Genomic DNA, 20,147 nt, shown 5'->3' on the forward strand with positions numbered 1-20,147 from the left:
TACGGCTCATAATTGCGAGTTTGAGTCCCTACAGTCCCTCCCGGAACCGCAAAACCGGCTCTGACCTGCGGAAACAGCCAGGGACTGACGCCAGGACCGATCTCCGGCCGGGACCGGCCATCAGTCCCTGCGCGGCCCGCCGCCGCACATCACCGCAGGTGACAGCCCTGTTCCGCCCCGAAAACGGGCTCAGCCCCGGACCCTCCGCGTTGGTCCCTGAGTCCCTCGCGACGCCCCTCCTTCGGTCCCTCAGTCCCTGCGCGGGCCCGCCGAACCCCCGAACCGGATCCGGCGGCCCCCGCCCCCCCCCGCCGGACCCGCCGAGGGGCGAGGGTCCGTTCGGTCCCTGGTCCCTCGGCGCCGACCTGCGCAGGCCGAGCCGGGGGAGCGTTCCGCTGTCCCAGCGACCGAAGGGACTCAAGGGACTGAGAGAACTGATAGAACGGCACACGATGGAGGTTCCCGGGCTTCCGTACCCTGTAGCTCTAGACTCTTCCCGGAACACAGTCCCTTCGGTCCCTGATGCGGCATCGCCCACCCGCGTGGCCAGGCGCTTTCCTCTCAGGGACTGAGCAGAGACCTGACAAGGACGATCCGCGTGCCGCGCCCTGGTGAGACCGACGCGCCTGCAACTCCGGGCAGGCCGGTGACGCCGCATGCTGTAGCCCGCTGGTGCGCCGCGCAGGGCTGGCCCGTCCATCCGCTCGCCCCCGGCCGCAAGACACCGGCCGCCAACTGCCCGGACTGCCGCGGCCGCGGGCACGACCCGAGGACGTGCCCCTGCCTGCCCGCGGGCCGCCCCTGCCACGGGTTCCACGCCGCGACCACCGAGCCTGCGCGCATCGACGCCTGGTGGACCGCCACGCCCGCGGCGGGCGTGGGCGTCGCCTGCGGCCCGGCCGGGCTGGTCGTCATCGACGTCGACGCGCATCCGGCCCCCGTCCCCGACCGCGCCCGCCTGCTGCCCGGCATCCCCATCCCCGAGGAGGTGAACCTCGACGGCCTCGCGTCGGGATTCGACACCCTCGCCCTGCTGGCCGCCTACCGTCGCCGCCCCGACCCCGCCCGGGACACCGGCACCCTGCGGGTGCGCACCCCCTCCGGCGGCCTGCACATCTGGTACCGCAACCCCGACCCGTCGACCCGGTTCCGCTGCTCCACCGGCACCAGCCCCAAGGTCGCCCTGGCCTGGCAGGTGGACGTCAGGGCCGACGGCGGCTACATCGTCGCCCCCTCCACCCGCACCGGCCAGGGCACCTACCGGGTCGAAGGGACCGCCAGGAAGCCCGCCCCGCTGCCCGAGTGGCTCCGCGCCGAACTCGTCCGCACCGGCCACGTCGTCGCGCCCCCGCCGCCGCGCCCGCCCGCCGCCGCCCTGCCGCGCCCCCGCCGCTCCCGCAGGCCCGTGGCCGCGCACCGGGTCCTCGACCCGCTGGTCGACCAGGTCGCCCAGTGCGCGGCGGCGGCCGAGGGCACCGGGTTCACCGAGAAGCTGAACCGGGCCGCCTACACCGCGGGCGGTCTCGTGGCGGCCGGGCACCTCGAGGAAGCGGCCGTCCGCAGCCGGCTGCTGGACGCGGCCAACCAGGCCCGCCCCTGGCAGACGGCCCGCAACGAGAAGATCATCGACGACGGCCTCGCCGCAGGGGCCGCTCGACCGTTCCACCTCGAAGGACGTCCATGAGCAGGGCCGAGAACGCGCCGCGGTTCGATCCCCAGGCCGCCGCTCAGCAGATGCTCGACCTCCAGGTGGCCGAACACGCCGCCACCATCGTGCTGCCCGCGCAGTCGTCCCCCGCCCCACCGGACGTCCCCGCGCCCGCCGGCCCCTGGCACGCGCACACCCAGTTGCCGCCGTCCCTCACCGACCGCGGCAACGCCCGCCTGTTCGTCCAGCTCTACCGGGACCAGTTCCGCCACGTGGAGGGCCTGGGCTGGTTCGCCTGGGACGGCTACCGCTGGAAGCGCACCGGCGGCGAGAAGGCGGCGCTGTGGGCGGCGGGCGAGATGGCCGAGAACATCCCCGACACCGACCCGCGCGGCATCTTCGGTGACCGCGAACTCGCCGCCCACAAACGGCGCGCGCTGTCCACCACCGGTCAGAAGGCCCTGCTCACCCAGGCCAAGGCGTCCCCGGACCTCTCCGTGGACCCCGACACCCTCGACGGCGACCCCTACGCCCTGTGCACCCCCGCGGGCATCGTGGACCTGCACACCGGGCGGCTGCGCAAGGCCGACCCCACACGGGACTTCCACTCCCGCGCCACCAGCGTCTCCCCCGAGCGGATGGACACCCCGCGCTGGCACCGCTTCTTGGCCGACACCTTCGGCGACGACGCCGAGGGCCGGGAGATGATCGACTTCCTGCATCTGCTGCTCGGCTACTCCATCACCGGCGACGTCGGCGCCCAGGTGCTGCCGTTCCTCCACGGGGAGGGGAAGAACGGCAAGTCCGTCCTGCTCGACACCATGATCCAGATCCTGGGCGACTACGCGGACGCCGCCCCGCCCGGCTTCCTGATGGACCGCGGCGCCTTCTCCGAGCACTCCACCGAGCTCACCGAACTGCACGGCCGCCGCCTCGTGGTGTGCAGCGAGCTCAAGCCCAACGACAAGTTCGACGAGGCCCGCGTGCGCCTGCTGACCGGCGGCGACAAGATCAAGGCCCGCAGGATGCGGCAGGACTACTTCTCGTTCACCCCCACCCACCACCTGTGGCTGCTGGGCAACCACCGCCCCGAGGTGTCCACCGGCGGCTTCGCCTTCTGGCGCCGCATCCGCCTGCTGCCCTTCACCCGGACCGTGCCCGCCGAGCGGCGGATCGACAACCTCGCGTTCGAACTCGTCCGCGACGAGGGCCCCGGCATCCTCCAGTGGCTCATCGAAGGCGCCCGCCGCTACCTCGCCACCCGCGACCCCCTCGAGGGCCCCGACCGGGTCCGCATCGCCACCAGCGCCTACGCCACCACCGAGGACCACATCGGCCGCTTCCTCGCCGAGTGCTGCACCCGCAGCGGCGACACCCCCGGCGAGTTGCGCGTCGAGCAGGGCCTGCTGTACCAGGAGTACAGCTCCTGGTGCCACGCCAGTGAAGGCATCCGCCCGGCCACCCCCCGGGCGTTCGCCACCCGGGTGCGTCAGGAGGTCGGCCTCGCCTCACCCGCCGACATGATCAAATCGAACGGACGCAAGTACTACCCGGGCATTGCCCTGGTGAGGAACGAATGACCCCCCTCGCCCGCCCGAAGGCTGCGCCGCACGCTCTACACCCCCGCCTCCGGCCGCCTTACGATGAAACCCAGGCCCCGCTCGCGGTGGCCGCCACGCCACACTCCGCCGCCGTCCGGCGCGCGGATCGCAGCAACACACGCGCACGCCAGGCCGCGCCCCGCAGCGGGAGCCGGCCGACGAAGGAGGGGCCGCAGCCATGAGCTCGCTGTTGACCGAGAGCGACCTCATCCACGAGAAAGAGGTGGTATGGCTGGAGAACCCCGACAACCTCGACTACGTCCGCCAGGCCCTTGACAAGACCAAGCGCCGCAACACCAAGCCCCCCTACGCGCGCGACGGCCGCATGGTCGGCTACGCCCTCCTGGACGACCAGGCCGAGCCCGACCCCGACAGCGGCCTGTACAAGCGCCGGGTGTTCTTCCTCCTCCCGCACGACCGCGACAGCCTGCCCGACGGCCTGTACCGCGAAGGCGCCCCCGGCGAGGCGGTGGACCCGCGCACGATCGAGCCGAAGAAGCCCGGCGCCAAGACGCCCCGATCCCAGCGCGGCCCCGCGACGATAGCGTCCGCGCCGTCCTGAGCCCCGCGGGCGGGGCACGCCGGGCGGCGGGCCCCGGCCGGACGTGCCGCGGCCCCGCCCGGCAGGGCCGGACCGGGGCCGCGGTGAAGGGCGTCGGGCCGGCTGCTCAGAAGCGCGCGCCGACGTCCGCGCCGTTGCCCGGGCGCAGGAACGTGGAGGACGGGATGGAGCCGTCGGCCGCCCTGGGCCCGGTGATCGTGCCCGGGTCGGTGCTCACGAACGACCAGGAGCCGCCGAGGTTCCACGAGTTGCCGCTGCCGGTGGAGTTGCCGCCCAGCGAGGCGTTCGTGCCGTTGGCCACCGCGAGGTTCTTGGTCAACGTGCTGGAGGAGCGGTTGAAGTTGAACCCGGTCCCCGGGTTGTCCCACGCCGTGGAGCGCTCGATCCTGTGCTGGCCCGGGTTGTTGTTGTCGATGAAGCCGCCGACCGCGTTGTCCCAGGTCATGCTGTTGCGCACGGTGTGATTGGCCGCCACGCCGTTGCCGCCGAGCTTGAAGCCGTTGCCGTCGCCGGTGAAGTCGGGCAGGTTCCACCGGTTGAATCCGTTGCCCCAGGCGAGGGAGTTCTCGGTGAGGATCGGCGACTGGAACATCCACCAGTCGAGCCCGTCGTCGGAGTTGTTCCACAGCCGGGCGCCGCGCACCACGTTGCCGCTGCCGGAACCCTCCTTGATGGCCAGCCCGTCGGCGCTCTCCCCGTTCTTGCGCGGGTCGCGGTTGCCGTGGCTGTCGAGGTTCAGGATCTGGTTGTTGCTCGACGCGCCCTGGAGGTGGAGCCCGGACTCGTAGTTGTCCCGCGTGACGAGGCGCTCGAAGACGCTGTTGTTGGTGTCCAGGCCGAAGACGCCGTACGGGCCGTGGATGATCTCCAGGCCGCTCAGCCGCCAGTGGTCGCCCTCGATGTGGATCGCGCCGCGCTCGGGGCGGGGGATGGAGGAGCCGACCGCCCCCGGTGTGTAGGGCATGTTCTCGCCGTCGATGACCACCCGCTCGCCGTTGTGGTTGCGCATGGTGATCGGCTGGCTCGACGTGCCGTTCTTGAGCAACTGGATGTTGGTGCTCGGCGCGTACGTCCCGCCGCGGATCAGGATCGTGGTCCCCGGCTGCGCCAGGTCCACCGCCCGCTGGATCGTCTTCAGCGGCGCCGTCTGGGTCCCCGCGTTGCTGTCGTTGCCGTTGGTCGCCACGTACAGCGTGGTCTCCGCGGCGTTCACGGCGGACCGCGCGGCGGCGCACGGGCCGGTTCCGGCGAAGGCGGAGTGGGCGGAGCCCATGGTGCCGTTGCAGCTCGCCGTGGAGCCTTGGGCGTCATGACGCGTGGGCGCGGCCTGTGCCGTGCCGCTGGACAGCGCGACCAGCGCGCCGGTCAGCAGACCGGCGCACGCGATGACGGACTTCGGGCGCATCATTCGTCTCCATGGTGGGTGGGTGGCTCGTGCGGCCGGCCGTTTCCGTGGCGGCGCGGACGCGCTTGATGCGGCGGTTCCGATGGGCGCGGGCGGCCCGAACACGCGAGAAAGCGCTTACCATCGGACGGTAGGGGCGGGTGGCGAAGGGCGTCAACGGTCCGAGCACATGTTTTTCGTTCACATATGGAGACGGCGAGCTGTGTCGGCCGACACCCCCGCGTCCCCGCCGACCCCCTCCCCGGACGGGCCGCACTCGCGCCCGCCCGCCCCGCCCGCTCGGCCCTAGGGGATCACCCGGAGCCGGTCCGGCCCGGTGGGGTCGTGGGCGATCGGGTCCTCCGGGTGCTGGAAGTGCACCGCGAGCCGGCCGCCGGCCCGGTAGGCGTCCAGTCCGGCGTGGCAGTAGGCCACCATCGGCGAGGGCAGGGCGCCGAGCGGGTGCCACTCCATCGCGTCGCACACGCCCGGTTCCATGATCCGGGGGGTGCCCTGCCAGCGCCGCACTTCCAGGAAGAACCCGACCCGCGCCCCGCCGTGGGGGCTGCGGTGGTGCACGGTGACGGCGGCGCGCACGTCGGCCGGGTCGATGGCCACGCCGGTCTCCTCCCTAGCCTCCCGGATCAGCGCGGTGACCACGTCCTCGTGCGGGCCGTCCAGGTGGCCCGAGGGCACATGCCACAACCCGGAGGCGTACACCGGCCCCGCCCGGCGGGACAGCAGCACCTCCGGCCCCGCCCCGCCGTCGCGCCGCAGCAGGAGATGAACGTCCACGGGTTCGGTGTGCCGATCCCGGCCGGTCCGCTCGGGTCGCGGCGAACGGCGGTCCGGCGGCGCGGCCGTCCGCGGGGGCTCGGTGGGGGACTCGGGCATGGTGGTCCGCCTTCGGGGGTCGGGAACGAGAGCTTGCTTCGGGGGCCGGTGAACGAGGGCTCGTCCCCGGGGCTCAGGTGTTTCCGCCGGGGGAGCGTCGTTGGTGGTTGCGGTGCGGGGCCCGGTCTTCGGCGTGGTCCCGCCGCTCATGCTCCCCACCTCGTATTCGGGGGTGCTGCTCGGCGGTCGGGCGGACGCAGGCCCGGCACCTGTCCGCACCGGTGGACAGGCCCGGCACCGGGCGCTGTTCGAACACGGCGGGGGCGTGCACGGGAGCGGATACGGAATGGACGCCGATCCCGGTGAACACCTTCCCCGGCGGACAACGCCCTCGGCCCGCACCTGTTCCTCGCGGCGCTCCTCGTGCCGGATCACGTCGACCAGATGCCCGACGAGCTTGACCTGGTCGGTCTTGGTGCACTCGTGCCGGCCGGTCAGATCCCGCAACTCGCTGCGGTGCCGCTTAGCGGCACGGGAGGTGAAGTCGTGGAGCCCCAGCTCGGAGGCGGCGACGCCGACCTGCCTGGCGACGTGCGCGACGGCGTCGGGGGGCAGCTCCAGGCGCATCTTGGGAAACCGGCCGCGCCAGGTCAAGAACTTGAGCTGGACGGCGAGGCCCAGCCTGGTGGCGCCGGTCTTGTTCCGCAACCAGCCCACCTCGTCGCTGTTCAGGGTGAAGTGGTCCACCACCCCGTCCAGCCCCGGATCCCGCCCCACTGGCCAACCCCCTTCCCGTACACCCCGGTGATCAGCAGTCGGGCTGGACGGTAGGGGCGGTGGTGTAGAGCGAGCGCGGGTATCGGCGAGGTGACCCGGCTGGGCGTGGTGACCTGGTAGAAGGACCGGCTTCTACCGCAGGACGGTGTCCAGGTCGCGGGTGTGGATGACCGCGCCCTCGTCCGGGGCTGAGGGCTCGCAGCGGGCGTACCTCGCCGAGCGCATCGGCGCACTCCCCGGCGTGCACCGCGCCGAGACCGAGATCGTCGCGCAGTGGATCAAGCGGGCCGGACCGCTCGTCGCCTCCCGAGCCTGAGCGCGGCTTGCTTTCAAGCGCGCTCGAAGCTTTAGCGTCGGGGCCATGACCACGACGAACGAGACGAAGACATGGATCATCACGGGCGCGAGTTCGGGCCTCGGCCTGGCGCTCGCCGAAACGGCACTCGCGGCCGGCGAGCATGTGATCGGGACCGCGCGACGGGCCGACCGGTTCGACGGGCTCAAGGCGCGGTACGGGGATCGGCTCCTCGCCATCGAGCACGATGTGCGCGACACGGCGGGAGCGGCCGCGGTCGTGCAGCGGGCGCTGGAGGTGTTCGGGCGCGTCGACGTGCTCGTCAACAATGCCGGTGCCGGACAGGTCGGCGCCGCCGAGGAGATCACGGATGCCGCGCTGCGGGCCATGCTCGAGCAGCACCTGTTCGGCCCGGCCGCCTATGTGCGTGCCGTGCTGCCCCACCTGCGGGAGCGTCGCTCGGGTGCGATCGTGCAGATGAGCAGCCAGGGCGGACGGATGTCGTTCCCCGCCGTCGGCAGCTACTCAGCCGGCAAGTTCGCGCTCGAGGGCTGGTCGGAGGCGCTCGCGGGCGAGGTCGCACCGTTCGGCATCCGCGTCCTCATCGTCGAGCCCAGTCGCTTCCGCACCGCGTTCAACGCCGCCGACGTGCTCAACACAGCGCAGCAGAGCCCGATCTACGACGAGGCCATCGGTGCCGTGCGCGCGAACATGGCCGAGGCCGACGGCATCCAGGAGGGCGACCCGGCACGCGCCGCCCAGATAATCCGCGACATGCTCGACACCCCCGACGCGCCGCTCCGGCTCCCGCTCGGTGCCGAGGCGGTTCGCAATCTCACCCGCGTCTACCGTGGTGCGCTCGACGACGTCGAGAAATGGGCGTCTGTGAGCGAGTCGGCGGACTTCCCAGGCATGCCGCCCGCGGTGCGCGCGTTCTGATCGCCGTACGCTGTGGGCCATGGCCACTGAAGCGCTGATCGAACGCATCCTCGCTGCCAGCGACGGGCCATCCTCGTCGGCGATCGATGCGCTGCACGAGCTGCTCGACGACGCCACGATCGAGGCCTCGGCGACGCCCAAGAGTGTCGCCGAGGCCGCCCGGCTCGTCGGCCTGTCGACGCACACCCTCCGGTACTACGAGCAGGAGGGACTTGTGCGGCCCGCTCGCAACGCCTCCGGGTACCGCGAGTACTCCGCGTCCGACCTGCGTCGCCTCGTCTTCCTCACCCGGATGCGTCTGTCCGGCATGACCATGACCGACCTCAAGCGCTACATCCTGCTCGTCGAGCAGGGCCCGAGCACCATCCCGGAACGCCGCCGCATCATGCTCGACCAGCAAGACCGAATCACGCGGCAGATCCGTGAGCTCGGCCTGGCGCTGGAGACCACCGAGTACAAAATCCGCGTCTACGACGGGCACCCGGAAGGCTGACGCCCGCCCGCTGTCCGACGGGCTGATGTGGGCGTGTTCCATAGGCGTTCCGCCTGTGAAACAACCAGCGCCGACGGCGCCGACCTGCTGCTGTCGCGTTTCATGGGTTGTTGCAAACGCCCGAGTCCGCCCGCAAGCGCGGCAAGACCATCGGTGGCGCCAGCGTCGCCGACGCCGACATGCTCTCGATGGCCCTCCACCTGCGCGAGCAGGAGATGAGCCTGCGCGACATCGCCGCCGAGCTCGTCATCACCACCGGCAGGAAGAAGGGCCAGCACCCTTCACCCGCGACTGTGATGCGCATGCTGCGAGACCACCCGGGCTGTCGGTGCTCGCCGCTACGGTGGCCGCATGGCGATGGCGATCTCCGAGTTGCGGCAGCTCTGCGCCGGGCGGAGCCTGGCCCTGCCCCCGTTGCGCCGGGCCGCCGACGCGCTCGACGGCACGCCCGTGTACGTCGGCGAACTCGCGGGAACGGACGCCTTCCGGCTGTGGAGCGACCTGCGGGCGCTGCATCCCCGCTCCGGCTGGTGGCCCGTGCTCGCGGGGAAGCCCGAGCTGCTGCACAACGTCTTCGTCGGCCTGGCGCCGGAGTTCGCCCCGCCGCGGGGCCGGGCGGAGGACCGCGCGCCGGACGGGCGCGCGGTGCTCGTCCGCTGGGCCCGCGAGGCCGAGCAGTACGCGCGCTCCCCGGACGATCGGGTCCCGGCCGGGGAGGATCCCTTCCACGGGCCGGCGCGGCGCCTCGCCGCCCATGTGGCGCCGGAGGCGGACCCCGACCTCGTCGGCGGCCCCCACATCTCCGCGCTCCGCCAGGAGCGCACCGCCGTGTGCCTGGTCCGGGCGGCCGACGGCCATGACGTGCCGGCCCTGCTGAACTGGCTGGGCGCCTGCAACTACGACATCGGGGGCGCCGAACACCGGGCCGTGCTGCGCTACTTCCACGAACGGTACGGCGCGGAACTGGTCACCCTGGAGGACCAGGTCATCGAACTCCTGGTCACCCGCGGACCGCGCACCCCGGAAGGCATCGCCGCCGCCGCGCTGGAGCAGTACACCTACTGCTCCGACATCGTCGATCAGGGCGTCGGGAGCGTCGAGGAGCTCGCCCGGACGCAGGTACGGTGCGGGAGCTGGTACTTCTGGTGGGACTGAGCCCTGGTGTCCTGAGTCGCCGCCTCGGTCCGGATGTCCGGCGGGGCGTCCGCCCGAGCGCCGTGACGCGCCGGGCGGTCAGGCCGACAGGAGGCGGCCGAGCAGGGCGGGTGCCTGGTCCACGGTGACGCTGTGGTGCGGGGTGTAGGTGCCGGCGGCGGGTCCGGATCCGCCGGTGTAGACGACGAGGGCTCGCTGGCCTTCCGGGATGAGTCCCGTGGTCGCCGCTTCCAGGGTGCCTGCCAGGGAGAACAGGCCCGCGCGTTCCCGTGGCGCGCCGCCGGGGGCGCGGGTGAGGGGAATGCCGACGTTCTCCAGGAGGTCGATCGCGTACGGCTCCCAGTACAGGTAGCGGTCGTTGGGCAGGCGCCGGACGGTGCCGTGCGTCTGCCGGCACAGGCGGCGCATCCGGTCGACCAGGTCGGGTGTGAGTGTGCGACGGAACAGGGTGGGCTCCAGCATCGGCCGGCCGTCGGGCGCCGGGGCGGCGCCGAGGGCTTCGGCGTAGGGCGCGACGGCTTCCTGTTGGACGCCGAGCAGACGCGGCGGGGCGGCCGGGGAGCCTTCGGTGGCCGTCTGCCATCCGCGGTAGAAGCCGAAGGGGCCGTAGGCGCTGGAGAGGGCCTGCACGTGCCAGTGCCACTGGTCCCCGAGGGTCGCCATGGCGTCACGCAGGTAGTGGGCGCGCAGGCTGTTGCCGTCGATCTGGTCGTGCAGCGGCGGCAGCGCGGGGACGCCGGCCGCGGCGGTGGCCTCTCCGAGGAGGCGTTTGATCTCGGCCTCGGGGGCGTCCACCTCGACGAAGGTCACCGCCGGGTGGTGAGCCAGGTGCGGCAGGATGCGCCCTCTGGAGGCGGGTGGGTGCATGGCGACCAGGCGGAGTCCGGCGCGCGGGGCGTAGGCGGCCAGCGCGTTGGCGGTGTTGCCCGAGCTCTGCGCGGCCACCAGCCGGTGGCCGTGGCCCGCGGCGCGGGCCACGGCCACGCAGGCGACCCAGTCCTTGAAGGTGCCGGTGGTGGAGAGGGTGGAGAGGTCCAGAACGTCGATGCCGACGCCGTGCTGCGGGGCGAGACGTAGGATGCGGGCGCCTTCCCGCTGCGAGATCGCGGACAGGGCCTGGCGGGCGAGGTCGGTCAGGTGGGAGGAGTAGCGTCGCACGACGCTGGTGTCCTCGCGGTGGAGTTCCATGAGGTCTCCTGGGCGATCTCCCCGGCTCCGATGCGGCTGAGCAGGGTGTCGTTGGGGACGCCGACGACGGTCAGGGCGAGGGCGTCCCGGTAGTGGCGTCCCAGCGGGCCCGGCCCGGCGTACCCGGCTCCTCCGCATAGCTGCACCGCTGACCGCAACAGGTCCTGGAGGACCGACGTGCACACCACTTTGGCCTGCTCGCCGGTGAGTGGCGGGTCCGGCAGGGACAGGGCGCGGTGGAGGGCCTCGATGGCGGCGCGACGCGTGGCCAGTTCTCCCAGCCGCAGCTCGATGGCCCCGCGGGCCCGGTCCGCCCGGGCGCCGATGCCGCCGGCCACGGTCTCGCGCGCGCAGGCGTAGACGGCATCGGCCGATCCCGCGGCGCGCGCCGCGTACCCGGCGACGCCGTAGCCGCGGAAAAGGGGCGTCAGGTCGTGCCCGGGGCCGCCCAGGATCTCCGTGTCCGGGTCGAAGGCGTACTCCCGCAGGTCCACCTCCGCCAGGGAGACCCCCCACAGTCCGGGCCGGGGAAGATCGGGTCCGATGCGGATGCCGGCGCGTCGGGGGTCGGCGAGGATCGCGATGGTGGCGTCGCCGCAGCGGGCCGGGACGAGGATGCGGTCGGCGTGCCGGGCGTTGGTGACCCAGTCCTTGTGGCCGCTCAGTGTGCCGGTGCCACCGGTGACGCGGGCGCTGGTGCGCAGGCGGGCAGGGTCGTGCACGCCCCGCTCGTGGTAGGCCCTGGCCCAGATCGCGCGACCCCGGGCCATGGCGGGCAGCAGTTCCCGCCGTTGCCGGTCCGTGCCGTGTTCCAGCACCAGACGGCACAGCTTCAGGTGGGTCGCCGCCAGCCCCGCCAGCGACTGCCACGAGCGACTCAGCTCGTACTCGACGCGGCCCGCGTCCACTCCCCGCAGGGCGCCGCCTCCGTACTCCGGGGGCACCGTCACGCCGAGCCCCCCGAGCTGTGCCAGCCGCTGCACCAGTTCACGCGGGTACCGGTCCTCCGGGTGGGTCCGCAGGTACTCCGGCACCTCCTGCGTGGCGAACGCCCTGAGCGCGTCCGGACCGCCGCCCGGGCCGCAGACGCCGCCGTCCACCATCAACGCTCCTGTCCTTCGCGCTCGGTCCTGCCTGAGGGCGTACTCGCGTGCGGCGCCACTGCCGACGCCGGCCGTACGAGATGCCTGGTTGTGGGCGGTTTTTCCTGTTCTCCCACCACGCTAATCCGGCATCGCGCAGCTCGCCTGATGGGCCTGCGCCCCAGGCCGTGGCGGCGCCGCGGCCGACGCGACGACCGCCGCCCGGGACCGGGATATGGACTGACTGTCCAACCCCCGGCCATTTCGTCTAGGCTCCCCGCTCGGGGGCCGCGCCCGCCGCCCCCGGCGCGGAACCAGCCCGGAAAGGTCGTGTGCGCGTGTCCGAGCGCTCCCAGGACGCCATACTCGGCGCCCTCCGCCCCGTGGTGGACGGGCTCGCCGCCACCTTCGGGCGCTCCTGCGAGGTGGTGCTGCACGACTACCGGCGTCCCGAGCGCTCGGTCGTCGCCGTCGCGGGGGAGGTGACGGGACGTCATGTCGGCGGGGCCATGAGCGAGATCGGCCTGGCCGTGCTGCGCCGCGGCGACGACGCCGCCAACGACCTGAACTACGTCACCCGCACCCCCGACGGCCGGGTGATCAAGTCCTCGACCATGCCGCTGCGCGACGAGGACGGGCACGTCTTCGGCGCCCTGTGCGTCAACGTGGACATCACCGCGCTCCGGCAGGCGGGCGACTTCATCGACTCCCTGGTCGGCGCGGTCGGCCCCCAGTCGGCCGGCATCCCCGCCACGACGTTCACCGACGACTTCGACGAGGTCGTCGACGCCGTGGTGCGCGAGCAGCAGCAGGCGCTGGGCAAGCCGCCGGAGAGCCTCACCCGCCCCGAGCGGCTCGCCCTGCTGCGGGCCCTGGACGAGCGCGGCGTGTTCCGGGTGCGGGGCGCGGCGCCGCGGGTCGCGACCAGGCTCGGGATCTCCCGCTCCGGCCTGTACGCCGACCTCGCCGCCTGCCGCAGGGACACCGCGCCGCCCGCGGCGGGCGACGCCCCCGCCACCTCCGACGACCAGGGAGAACCCCGTTGACCAGCGCCCCGGCCGGGACGACCGCCGCCTCCGCCCGCACCCTGCACGACCCCGAGACCCCCTTCCTCGCCCTCGACGCGGGCAGGCTCGAGGCCAATGTCGCCCGCCTGCGCGACCGGCTCGCCGCCCTGGGCACCCGGCTGCGGCCGCATGTGAAGACCGCGAAGTCCGTGGAGGTGGCCCGGCTGCTGTCCGGCGGCGGCACCGGGCCGATCACCGTGTCCACCCTCGCCGAGGCGGAGGCGTTCGCCGACGCCGGGTTCACCGACATCCTCTACGCCGTCGGCATCGCCCCCGCGAAGCTCCGCCGCGTCACCGCCCTGCGCGCACGCGGCGTGGACCTGACGGTCCTGCTGGACAGCGTGGAGCAGGCGACGGCCGTCGTCGACGCCTCCCGGGCCGCCGGAGCACCCGTCCCCGCGCTGATCGAGATCGACTGCGACGGGCACCGCGGCGGGGTGCTGCCCGGCGACCCGGCGCTGACCCGCATCGCCGCCGCGCTCGCCGACGGCGGCGCCGAGCCTCGCGGCGTCCTCACCCACGCCGGTGAGTCCTACTTCGCCGACGGCGCGCGGGCCCTGGCCGCCGCCGCCGAGAACGAGCGGCTGGCCGCGGTGCGCGCCGCGGACCGGCTGCGCGCCGCAGGGCACGCGGCGCCCGTGGTGAGCGTCGGGTCCACGCCGACGGCGCACTTCGCCGCCGATCTCACCGGCGTCACCGAGGTCCGCGCGGGCAACTTCGTCTTCTTCGACCTGGTGATGGCGGGCATCGGCGTGTGCCGCGTGGCGGACCTCGCCCTGTCCGTGGTGGTCACCGTGATCGGCCACCGCCCGGAGAAGGGCTGGATCCTCACCGACGGCGGCTGGATGGCGACCTCCCGGGACCGGGGCACCTCCCGCCAGCGCGTCGACCAGCGCTACGGGCTGGTCACCGCCCTCGACGGCACCCCGTACCCGGACCTGCTGATGAGCGACGCCAGCCAGGAGCACGGCATCCTCACCGTCCGCGAGGGCAGCGGCGCGCCACTGCCGGACCTGCCCCTCGGCACCCGCGTGCGCGTCCTCCCGGTGCACGCCTGCGCCACCGCCGCCCAGCACGACGCCTACCACGTACTCGACCCCGACCGGGACACGATACGAGCGGTGTGGCCACGCGTCCGCGGCTGGTGAGGCGGGCCGCCGCGGCCACGCGCGCACCTGCCGGGTTTCGTCCGGGGGGACGGTCCCCTCGATCGGGGATCGTTCCGGGACGAACCCCGATGCCCGGGCGCGTTCCCGCTGACAGTGTGCGGGCATGACCTCACCGCGCATGTCACGAAGGGCTTTTGCGGGCGCCGCCCTGTGCGGGGCGGCCGCGCTGACCGCCACCGCGGCTCTGCCCGCGCGCCGCGCCCATGCCTCCTCCGCGCCGCTCCCCCCGCTGGATCCGACTGCCCTGCAAGCGGCGATCGACGACCTGGAGCACCCGCCGTCGACCGCGGCCCAGCTTCGGGTCGGCGGCACGGCCGGCCACTGGTCCGGCACCTCGGGCGTGGCCGACCTCGGCACCCGGCGGCGGGTGACGGCACGTCACAAGGTCCGGATCGGCAGCATCACCAAGGTCTTCGTGGCCACGGTGGTGCTGCAACTGGTGGCGGAGGGTCGGGTCGATCTGGACGCGGCGGTGCGGCGCGTCCTGCCGGGACTGCTGCCGGCCCGCTTCGCGGCCGTCACCGTGGCGCACCTGCTGAACCACACCAGCGGACTGCCCGACCACGTCGGCATCCCGGAGCCGGACACCGCGGAGGAGGTGTTCCGCCACCGCTTCGACCACTGGACGCCACAGGAGTGGGTGGCGACGGCGACGCACGGGCCGCTGAAGTTCGCCCCGGGCACCCGGCAGGAGTACCGCGGCATCAACTACGTACTGGCCGCCCTGATCATCGACAAGGTGACCGGGCGCCCGTACGGGGAGGCCGTCAGGGCCCGCGTCCTGCGTCCGCTGGGCCTGGCGGGCACCGTCGTGCCCGGCGACGACCCGCGCATCCACGGCCAGCATGTGCACGGCTACCTGTGGACGGCCGACGGCGGCCTGCGGGACATCACCACCTACGACCAGTCGTCCTCCCGCGGCGAGGGCGACATGATCTCCACCACCGGCGACATCGACCGGATGCTCGCCGCGCTGTTCTCCGGTGAGCTGCTGCCGCCCGAGCTGCTCCGGATGATGTTCACCCTGCCGCCGGACGACGTGCGCATGCTGGACGGCTCCCCGGCCCGCTACAGCACCGGGCTTCAGCAGGCCACCGTCAACGGCGTGACGCTGTGGGGCAAGACCGGCGAGACGTACGGCTACAAGAACGCCGCGTTCTCCACTCGTGACCAGCGGCGCCGCTTCGTGCTCGCGTACCACCCGACGACCGTCCGCGACGGCGGGGAGAGCCAGATGATCGCTCGGGTCGCCGACCTGCTCACCCGCGGCCCGGGCGCGGGAGGCTCGGCGGCCTAGGGCTGCCGGCTCTGTGGTGAAGGCGCCGCGTTCGGGCCCGGCGGGGTGCTGGTGGGCGCGGGCCAGGAGCCCGGGCGGCCGGGGGAAGGGCCGCCCGGGCCGCGCGGGGGCGGCGGGTGATCGGGACCGGATGTGCCGCCGCGGGCCGGGTCGCCGCCGCGGGCGGGTGGCGGCGACCCGGGGTCACGGGTGCGCTGTGCCGGTGGCCACCCGTGACGAGCCGCGGCGGGCCCTCCCCCGGCCCCGCTCCCCGGCTCACCCCTTCCTACGGCGGGCCCGGCCGGACGGTTCGGTGCGGGGTGCGGGAATTTCCGGCCGGCCCCTGCCCGTCGCTCAGCCCGCGCGCCGTTCCCTGGTGATGAGTGTGTCGAGGTTGGCGCGGGTGGCCTCGAGTTCGCCGATGGCCTCGTCGATCCGCTCCCGCTGCCGCACCAGCCCCTCGACCAGCTCCGGGCAGCCGGGCGTCAGCAGGCCGTCGTCGTCATCGACGATGCAGGGCAGCACTTCCTGGATCTGAGTGGTGTTCAGTCCGGCCGCGAGCAGGATCCGGATCCGCCGCACCGCCGCCACGTCCTCGTCGCCGTACACGCGATAGCCGCTCGGCCGTCGCCGCGGAGCCAGCAGGCCCTGCTTCTCGTAGTACCGCAGCGCGCGCTCGCTGACACCGGTGCGCCGCGCCAGTTCCCCGATCCGCATCCCCGCTCCGGCGTTGACTTTGACGCTGATGTCAAGGTTTAGCTTAACCGGCATGACCTCAGTGACCGTTCTGGGACTCGGCCCCATGGGCCATGCCCTGGCCGCCGCGTTCGCCGCCGCCCACCACCCCACCACCGTGTGGAACCGCACCCCGGGGAAGGGGGACGATCTCGACGCCACCGTCGCCGGCACCGCCGCCGAGGCGATCGCCGCCAGCCCGCTCGTCGTCGTGTGCGTGCTGGACTACGAGGTGGCGCGGTCGGTGTTGGACGCCGAGGCGCTCAAGGGCCGCACCCTGGTGAACCTCAGCGGCGGCTCCCCCGAGCAGGCCCGCGCGATGGCCGCCTGGGCGGCGGAGCACGGCGTCGACTACATCGACGGCGTGATCGTGGCCACGCCCGAGGCCGTCGGCGGCCCGGAGGCGGCTCTGTTCTACAGCGGGCCGGGCGACGCCTACGACACGCACCGGTCCACGCTGGCCGCGCTCGGCGGGAACGCGAACCACCTCGGCGAGGACCCCGGCCGGGCCGCCGCGTTCGACGCGTCCCTCCAGGACCTGTTCTGGACGGCGATGAGCGGCGTGGTGCACATGTTCGCGCTCGCCGGCCGGGAGAACATCGACCCGGCCGACATCGCCGGGCACGCGAAGGCGATGCTCGGGTTCTTCCCCGACCTGATCGACCAGGTCGCCGGGCAGGTCGCCGCGGGGCACTTCCCCGGGGACATGGCCAGGATCACCTCGGTGGCGGCGGTCATGGACCACATCCTGGCCGCCGTCCGGGCCAAGGACCTCGACAACGGTGTGCTCAGCGCCGCGCGAGCCGAGGTGCAGCGGGCCATCGACGCCGGGCACGGCTCGGAGGGCTTCGGCCGGCTCGCCGCCCTCTAGCGGGAGGTTCACCGCTCCGAGCGGCGTCCGCCGATTCCGGTCCGGAACCGTGACACTCCGCGGTGAACCCCGGCGACGGTCCTGACGTTCAGGGGGAGAGAACCGGGGAGCAACAGCGGCGGGAGCGAGCGATGGACTGCGAGCGCGCGAGAGTCGAGCTGGCCGCCCGGGAGCTGGGCGGCGGCGACTTCGAGGACGCCGTCGCCGAGCACCTCGAGACCTGCCCGGACTGCCGCGCCGAGGGGGAGGCCGACGCCGCGGCCGCGGCGATGCTGTCCGCCGTCGAGGCGTTCGAGCTCGACGGCGTTCCCGTCCCCGACCCGGAGCGGGCGATCGCCCGCCTGCGCCGCACCGAGCGGCCCCCCGGGCGGGCCGTGGGCCCCTCGCCCGCCACCCGTGCCGCCCGCGGGTACCGCAGGTCCCTGTTCGTGCTGGCCGCCGTGTTCGCGGGCGCGGTGCTGGCGGGCGGCGGGGCGGTGGCGGCGGCGCGTCGGCCGCCGGCCGCGTCACCGCCCCGAAGGGGCTGACCGCCGCGGACGGGGAACCCGGCCGCGGGTGACGCGCCGTCCGGGGGCGGCCGACGGTATCCAGCGGAGGGCGAGGACGCCCAGGGCGCCGTGCAGGACGCCCGCGATGGCGGCGACGGCGTGCAGACCGGTGACGAAGGCGGTCTTCGCGTCGTCGGCCACCGCGGGCGCGAGCCCGGGAATCGTCAGGGTCTCGTCGAGGGTGCCGGCCAGGTCGGGCCCCTGGAGCCGGAAGACCAGGGCGGCCAGCGAGCCGAGGAGCGCGATGCCGAGGGCGTTGCCGATCTCGTTGCTGGTCTCGGCGATCGCCGCCGCGGACCCGGCCCGTTCCGCGGGAACCGCGGCGACCGCGGTGTCGGCGACGACGCTGAACGAGATGCCGTAGCCGATGCCGGCGACGACGGTGGACGCCGTGTACCAGCCGACCCCGCCGGAGACGCCGGTGGGCAGCAGCAGGAGCAGACCCGCGGCGATGAGGAAGTGGCAGGTGATGAGCGCCGCCCTGGCCCCGACACGGGCGACCGCCGCCGGTGTGACGACGCAGGTGACGGTGAGCACGACGGCGCCGGGCAGCGCCACCAGGGCCGCGTCGAGGACGGGCAGTTCGAGGACGGACTGGAGGTAGATGCCGCCGAGGTAGGCCACCGCCGACCACGCGGCCAGCGGCAGCAGCCCGGTGACGGCCGCGATCGTGAACACCCGGTCGCGGAAGAGGCGGAAGTCGATCAGGGGCTGGTCGAGGCGGGGCTGCCGCCGCACGAACCAGGTCAGGGCGACGACGCCCACGACCCCCGTGGCCAAAGGCGTCGCCGCCGGCCCCTCCGCGGCGGCGTGCTTGATCGCGTAGACGGTCAGCAGGATGCCCGAGGCGGAGAGCAGGACGCTCGGGACGTCCACGCGGCCGGGCCGGGTGGCGCGCACCTCGCGGAGCAGGACCGGGGCCAGGAGCAGGAACAGCAGGACCACGGGGAGGTTGATCAGGAAGACCGACCCCCACCAGAAGCTGCTCAGCAGTTGTCCGCCGACGACCGGGCCGATCGCGAATCCGGCGGCGAAGGTGGCCGCGAAGATCCCGATCGCGTGCGCCCGCCGGCGCGGGTCGGTGAACAGTTCGCTGAGCACCGCCAACGCCGACGGCAGCAGCGTGGCACCGGCCACGCCCATCAGCGCCCGGAAGGCGATCAGCAGCTCCGGCATGGGCGCCAGCGCCGCTCCCGCCGAGCCGGCGCCGAACACCGCCACGCCCGTCATCAGCAGTTTCAGCCGGCCGTACCGGTCGCCGATGTTGCCGAACGCGATCAGCAGGGACCCGACGGCGAACCCGTAGACGTCCAGGATCCACAACGCCTGGTTGGCGGTCGGCGACAGCTCCTCGGTGATCTCGGGCATCGCCAGGTACAGGACGGAGCCGTCCATCGCGACCAGCAGCACCGGGCCGAGCACCACCAGCAGACCGAGCCACGCCCGCGGCCCGGGAGAGGGGGAGGGGGAGGGGGAGACACGCTGTTCAGTCATGCGTCCGACGGTGTGGCGCCGCCCGTCCGGCAACCAGACCCGCGCCGTGGGTACACCTCGCAGGGGCACCCGGGGGCGGGCCCGTGGCGCCTACGCTCGCAGTCATGGAGCTGGAGAGCCTCGGGGCCTATCTCAAGACCCGCCGCGACCGGGTCACGCCCGCCGACGTCGGACTGCGCACCTACGGCACCGCCCGCCGCGTACCTGGCCTGCGCCGCGAGGAACTCGCCCAGCTCGCGGGGGTGAGCGCCGGCTACTACACGCGGCTGGAGCAGGGTCAGGCCGGAACCGCCTCCCGGCAGGTCCTCGACGCGCTCGCCACCGTGCTCAGGCTCGATCCGGCCGAGACCGCCCACCTGCACAACCTCGCCCGCCAGCGCCCCACGGCCCGCCTGGTCCGGCCCCGCCCCGAGCGGCCGCACCGACGGGTGCTGGCGCTGCTGGCCTCCATCGGCGAGACCACGCCGGCCGTGGTGCTCGGCCGCCGCGGCGACGTGCTGGCCTGGAACCGCGTCGGCCACGCCCTGGTCGCGGAACACGTCGACTTCGACGCGCCCGGCGATCCGGCGCGGCGGCCGTCCATTCCCCGGATGGTGTTCCTCGACTCCCTCACCCGCGGCCTGCACCGGAACTGGGACGAGGTGGCCCGTGTCCACGTCGCCTACCTGCGGCTCACCGCGGGCCGGTACCCCACCGACGCCCGGCTGGCCGAGCTGATCGGCGAACTCGCCATGCTCAGCGGCGACTTCGCCACGCTGTGGGCCAAGGGCGAGGTCGCGGACTGCACGGTGGGCACCATGCGGCTGCGGCACCCGACCGTCGGCCGGGTGGACGTGGACTACCAGGTGTGGCTGCAACCCGACAGCCCCGACCACCGGCTCGAGGTCTACACACCCGCCGACGGCGCCTCGGCCGACGCGCTGCGACTGCTGTCCGGCCAGGTCGCCGAGCAGCGGGCGGCCGAGGCCGCCCGGCCGGAGGCGGCCCGCCGACCGGGCGGGTAGCGCCAGCTCCCGCGCGCAGTGGGCG

19 protein-coding genes are annotated in these 20,147 nt (G+C 73.7%); 13 read left to right on the plus strand and 6 right to left on the minus strand.

Translation table 11 applies throughout. The annotated features are described in order from the left end of the window. Positions 1–598: 598 nt before the first annotated feature. From ACYVO2_RS28670 to ACYVO2_RS28680, 3 genes are all read left to right on the plus strand, one after another. Positions 599–1,684, plus strand: coding sequence for a bifunctional DNA primase/polymerase (locus tag ACYVO2_RS28670; protein WP_461010935.1), 1,086 nt, complete (start codon positions 599–601; stop codon positions 1,682–1,684). After that, positions 1,681–3,228: a DNA primase family protein gene (locus tag ACYVO2_RS28675; RefSeq protein ID WP_461010936.1), complete on the plus strand. Its 1,548-nt coding sequence runs from the start codon at positions 1,681–1,683 to the stop codon at positions 3,226–3,228. Before ACYVO2_RS28670 ends, ACYVO2_RS28675 begins: the two co-directional genes overlap by 4 nt. A 199-nt stretch (positions 3,229–3,427) precedes the next feature. After that, positions 3,428–3,811 (plus strand): DUF6009 family protein, encoded by a 384-nt coding sequence (locus tag ACYVO2_RS28680; protein WP_461010937.1) that lies wholly within the window; start codon positions 3,428–3,430, stop codon positions 3,809–3,811. 106 nt (positions 3,812–3,917) lie between these two features. Here ACYVO2_RS28680 and ACYVO2_RS28685 read toward each other — a convergent pair whose 3' ends face one another. Together ACYVO2_RS28685 and ACYVO2_RS28690 are read right to left on the minus strand one after the other, a co-directional pair. Further along, on the minus strand, positions 3,918–5,219 hold the full coding sequence (locus ACYVO2_RS28685; protein ID WP_461010938.1) for a right-handed parallel beta-helix repeat-containing protein: 1,302 nt from the start codon (positions 5,217–5,219) through the stop codon (positions 3,918–3,920). Positions 5,220–5,501: 282 nt separating this feature from the next. Then, a complete protein-coding gene (locus ACYVO2_RS28690; protein WP_461010939.1) occupies positions 5,502–6,806 on the minus strand; it encodes a DUF4158 domain-containing protein in 1,305 nt (434 codons plus the stop codon). 145 nt (positions 6,807–6,951) lie between these two features. On the opposite strand from ACYVO2_RS28690, the gene ACYVO2_RS28695 reads away from it, so the two are divergent. From ACYVO2_RS28695 to ACYVO2_RS28710, 4 genes are all read left to right on the plus strand, one after another. Then, positions 6,952–7,122 carry a hypothetical protein gene (locus ACYVO2_RS28695; protein WP_461010940.1) on the plus strand — a complete coding sequence of 57 codons (171 nt, stop codon included), beginning with the start codon at positions 6,952–6,954 and terminating at the stop codon, positions 7,120–7,122. 45 nt (positions 7,123–7,167) lie between these two features. Further along, positions 7,168–8,040, plus strand: coding sequence for an SDR family NAD(P)-dependent oxidoreductase (locus tag ACYVO2_RS28700; RefSeq protein WP_461010941.1), 873 nt, complete (start codon positions 7,168–7,170; stop codon positions 8,038–8,040). A gap of 19 nt (positions 8,041–8,059) precedes the next feature. Continuing rightward, on the plus strand, positions 8,060–8,533 hold the full coding sequence (locus tag ACYVO2_RS28705; protein ID WP_461010942.1) for a MerR family transcriptional regulator: 474 nt from the start codon (positions 8,060–8,062) through the stop codon (positions 8,531–8,533). Positions 8,534–8,884: 351 nt separating this feature from the next. Then, positions 8,885–9,688 (plus strand): DUF4253 domain-containing protein, encoded by an 804-nt coding sequence (locus ACYVO2_RS28710; protein WP_461010943.1) that lies wholly within the window; start codon positions 8,885–8,887, stop codon positions 9,686–9,688. 78 nt (positions 9,689–9,766) lie between these two features. On the opposite strand, the gene ACYVO2_RS28715 is transcribed toward ACYVO2_RS28710, so the two are convergent. Next, positions 9,767–10,876, minus strand: coding sequence for a pyridoxal-phosphate dependent enzyme (locus tag ACYVO2_RS28715; RefSeq protein ID WP_461010944.1), 1,110 nt, complete (start codon positions 10,874–10,876; stop codon positions 9,767–9,769). Further along, positions 10,822–11,979 (minus strand): acyl-CoA dehydrogenase family protein, encoded by a 1,158-nt coding sequence (locus ACYVO2_RS28720; RefSeq protein WP_461010945.1) that lies wholly within the window; start codon positions 11,977–11,979, stop codon positions 10,822–10,824. Before ACYVO2_RS28720 ends, ACYVO2_RS28715 begins: the two co-directional genes overlap by 55 nt. A 317-nt stretch (positions 11,980–12,296) precedes the next feature. On the opposite strand from ACYVO2_RS28720, the gene ACYVO2_RS28725 reads away from it, so the two are divergent. The 3 genes from ACYVO2_RS28725 to ACYVO2_RS28735 all read left to right on the plus strand — a co-directional run bounded on the left by ACYVO2_RS28725 (position 12,297) and on the right by ACYVO2_RS28735 (position 15,491). Continuing rightward, positions 12,297–13,004, plus strand: coding sequence for a helix-turn-helix transcriptional regulator (locus ACYVO2_RS28725; RefSeq protein ID WP_461010946.1), 708 nt, complete (start codon positions 12,297–12,299; stop codon positions 13,002–13,004). Continuing rightward, positions 13,001–14,173 carry an alanine racemase gene (locus ACYVO2_RS28730; RefSeq protein WP_461010947.1) on the plus strand — a complete coding sequence of 391 codons (1,173 nt, stop codon included), beginning with the start codon at positions 13,001–13,003 and terminating at the stop codon, positions 14,171–14,173. The genes ACYVO2_RS28725 and ACYVO2_RS28730 overlap by 4 nt, the downstream gene beginning before the upstream one ends. A 124-nt stretch (positions 14,174–14,297) precedes the next feature. Continuing rightward, positions 14,298–15,491, plus strand: a complete 1,194-nt coding sequence (locus tag ACYVO2_RS28735; protein WP_461010948.1) for a serine hydrolase domain-containing protein — start codon at positions 14,298–14,300, stop codon at positions 15,489–15,491. 333 nt (positions 15,492–15,824) lie between these two features. On the opposite strand, the gene ACYVO2_RS28740 is transcribed toward ACYVO2_RS28735, so the two are convergent. Further along, on the minus strand, positions 15,825–16,187 hold the full coding sequence (locus ACYVO2_RS28740) for a MerR family transcriptional regulator (protein ID WP_461010979.1): 363 nt from the start codon (positions 16,185–16,187) through the stop codon (positions 15,825–15,827). Positions 16,188–16,239: 52 nt separating this feature from the next. On the opposite strand from ACYVO2_RS28740, the gene ACYVO2_RS28745 reads away from it, so the two are divergent. Beyond that, positions 16,240–17,076, plus strand: a complete 837-nt coding sequence (locus tag ACYVO2_RS28745) for an NAD(P)-dependent oxidoreductase (protein WP_461010949.1) — start codon at positions 16,240–16,242, stop codon at positions 17,074–17,076. Between the two features lie 131 nt (positions 17,077–17,207). Further along, positions 17,208–17,603, plus strand: coding sequence for a hypothetical protein (locus ACYVO2_RS28750; RefSeq protein ID WP_461010950.1), 396 nt, complete (start codon positions 17,208–17,210; stop codon positions 17,601–17,603). Here ACYVO2_RS28750 and ACYVO2_RS28755 read toward each other — a convergent pair. Next, positions 17,583–19,118, minus strand: coding sequence for an MFS transporter (locus ACYVO2_RS28755; protein WP_461010951.1), 1,536 nt, complete (start codon positions 19,116–19,118; stop codon positions 17,583–17,585). The genes ACYVO2_RS28750 and ACYVO2_RS28755 overlap by 21 nt on opposite strands. Before the next feature lie 104 nt (positions 19,119–19,222). Between ACYVO2_RS28755 and ACYVO2_RS28760 the strand changes: the two genes are divergently transcribed. Further along, entirely contained in the window at positions 19,223–20,122 is a 900-nt protein-coding gene (locus tag ACYVO2_RS28760) for a helix-turn-helix transcriptional regulator (protein ID WP_461010952.1), read from the plus strand. Positions 20,123–20,147: the final 25 nt, after the last annotated feature.

The organism is Streptomyces capparidis, assembly GCF_054782095.1.

What these genes read in the sequence shown, in the direction of transcription:
- ACYVO2_RS28675 (WP_461010936.1), top strand. Translation starts at nt 1,681, where the DNA reads ATGAGCAGGGCCGAGAACGCGCCGCGGTTCGATCCCCAGGCCGCCGCT.
- ACYVO2_RS28680 (WP_461010937.1), top strand. Translation starts at nt 3,428, where the DNA reads ATGAGCTCGCTGTTGACCGAGAGCGACCTCATCCACGAGAAAGAGGTG.
- ACYVO2_RS28685 (WP_461010938.1), bottom strand. Translation starts at nt 5,219, where the DNA reads ATGATGCGCCCGAAGTCCGTCATCGCGTGCGCCGGTCTGCTGACCGGC.
- ACYVO2_RS28700 (WP_461010941.1), top strand. Translation starts at nt 7,168, where the DNA reads ATGACCACGACGAACGAGACGAAGACATGGATCATCACGGGCGCGAGT.
- ACYVO2_RS28705 (WP_461010942.1), top strand. Translation starts at nt 8,060, where the DNA reads ATGGCCACTGAAGCGCTGATCGAACGCATCCTCGCTGCCAGCGACGGG.
- ACYVO2_RS28710 (WP_461010943.1), top strand. Translation starts at nt 8,885, where the DNA reads ATGGCGATGGCGATCTCCGAGTTGCGGCAGCTCTGCGCCGGGCGGAGC.
- ACYVO2_RS28715 (WP_461010944.1), bottom strand. Translation starts at nt 10,876, where the DNA reads ATGGAACTCCACCGCGAGGACACCAGCGTCGTGCGACGCTACTCCTCC.
- ACYVO2_RS28720 (WP_461010945.1), bottom strand. Translation starts at nt 11,979, where the DNA reads ATGGTGGACGGCGGCGTCTGCGGCCCGGGCGGCGGTCCGGACGCGCTC.
- ACYVO2_RS28735 (WP_461010948.1), top strand. Translation starts at nt 14,298, where the DNA reads ATGACCTCACCGCGCATGTCACGAAGGGCTTTTGCGGGCGCCGCCCTG.
- ACYVO2_RS28740 (WP_461010979.1), bottom strand. Translation starts at nt 16,187, where the DNA reads ATGCGGATCGGGGAACTGGCGCGGCGCACCGGTGTCAGCGAGCGCGCG.
- ACYVO2_RS28745 (WP_461010949.1), top strand. Translation starts at nt 16,240, where the DNA reads ATGACCTCAGTGACCGTTCTGGGACTCGGCCCCATGGGCCATGCCCTG.
- ACYVO2_RS28750 (WP_461010950.1), top strand. Translation starts at nt 17,208, where the DNA reads ATGGACTGCGAGCGCGCGAGAGTCGAGCTGGCCGCCCGGGAGCTGGGC.
- ACYVO2_RS28755 (WP_461010951.1), bottom strand. Translation starts at nt 19,118, where the DNA reads ATGACTGAACAGCGTGTCTCCCCCTCCCCCTCCCCCTCTCCCGGGCCG.
- ACYVO2_RS28760 (WP_461010952.1), top strand. Translation starts at nt 19,223, where the DNA reads ATGGAGCTGGAGAGCCTCGGGGCCTATCTCAAGACCCGCCGCGACCGG.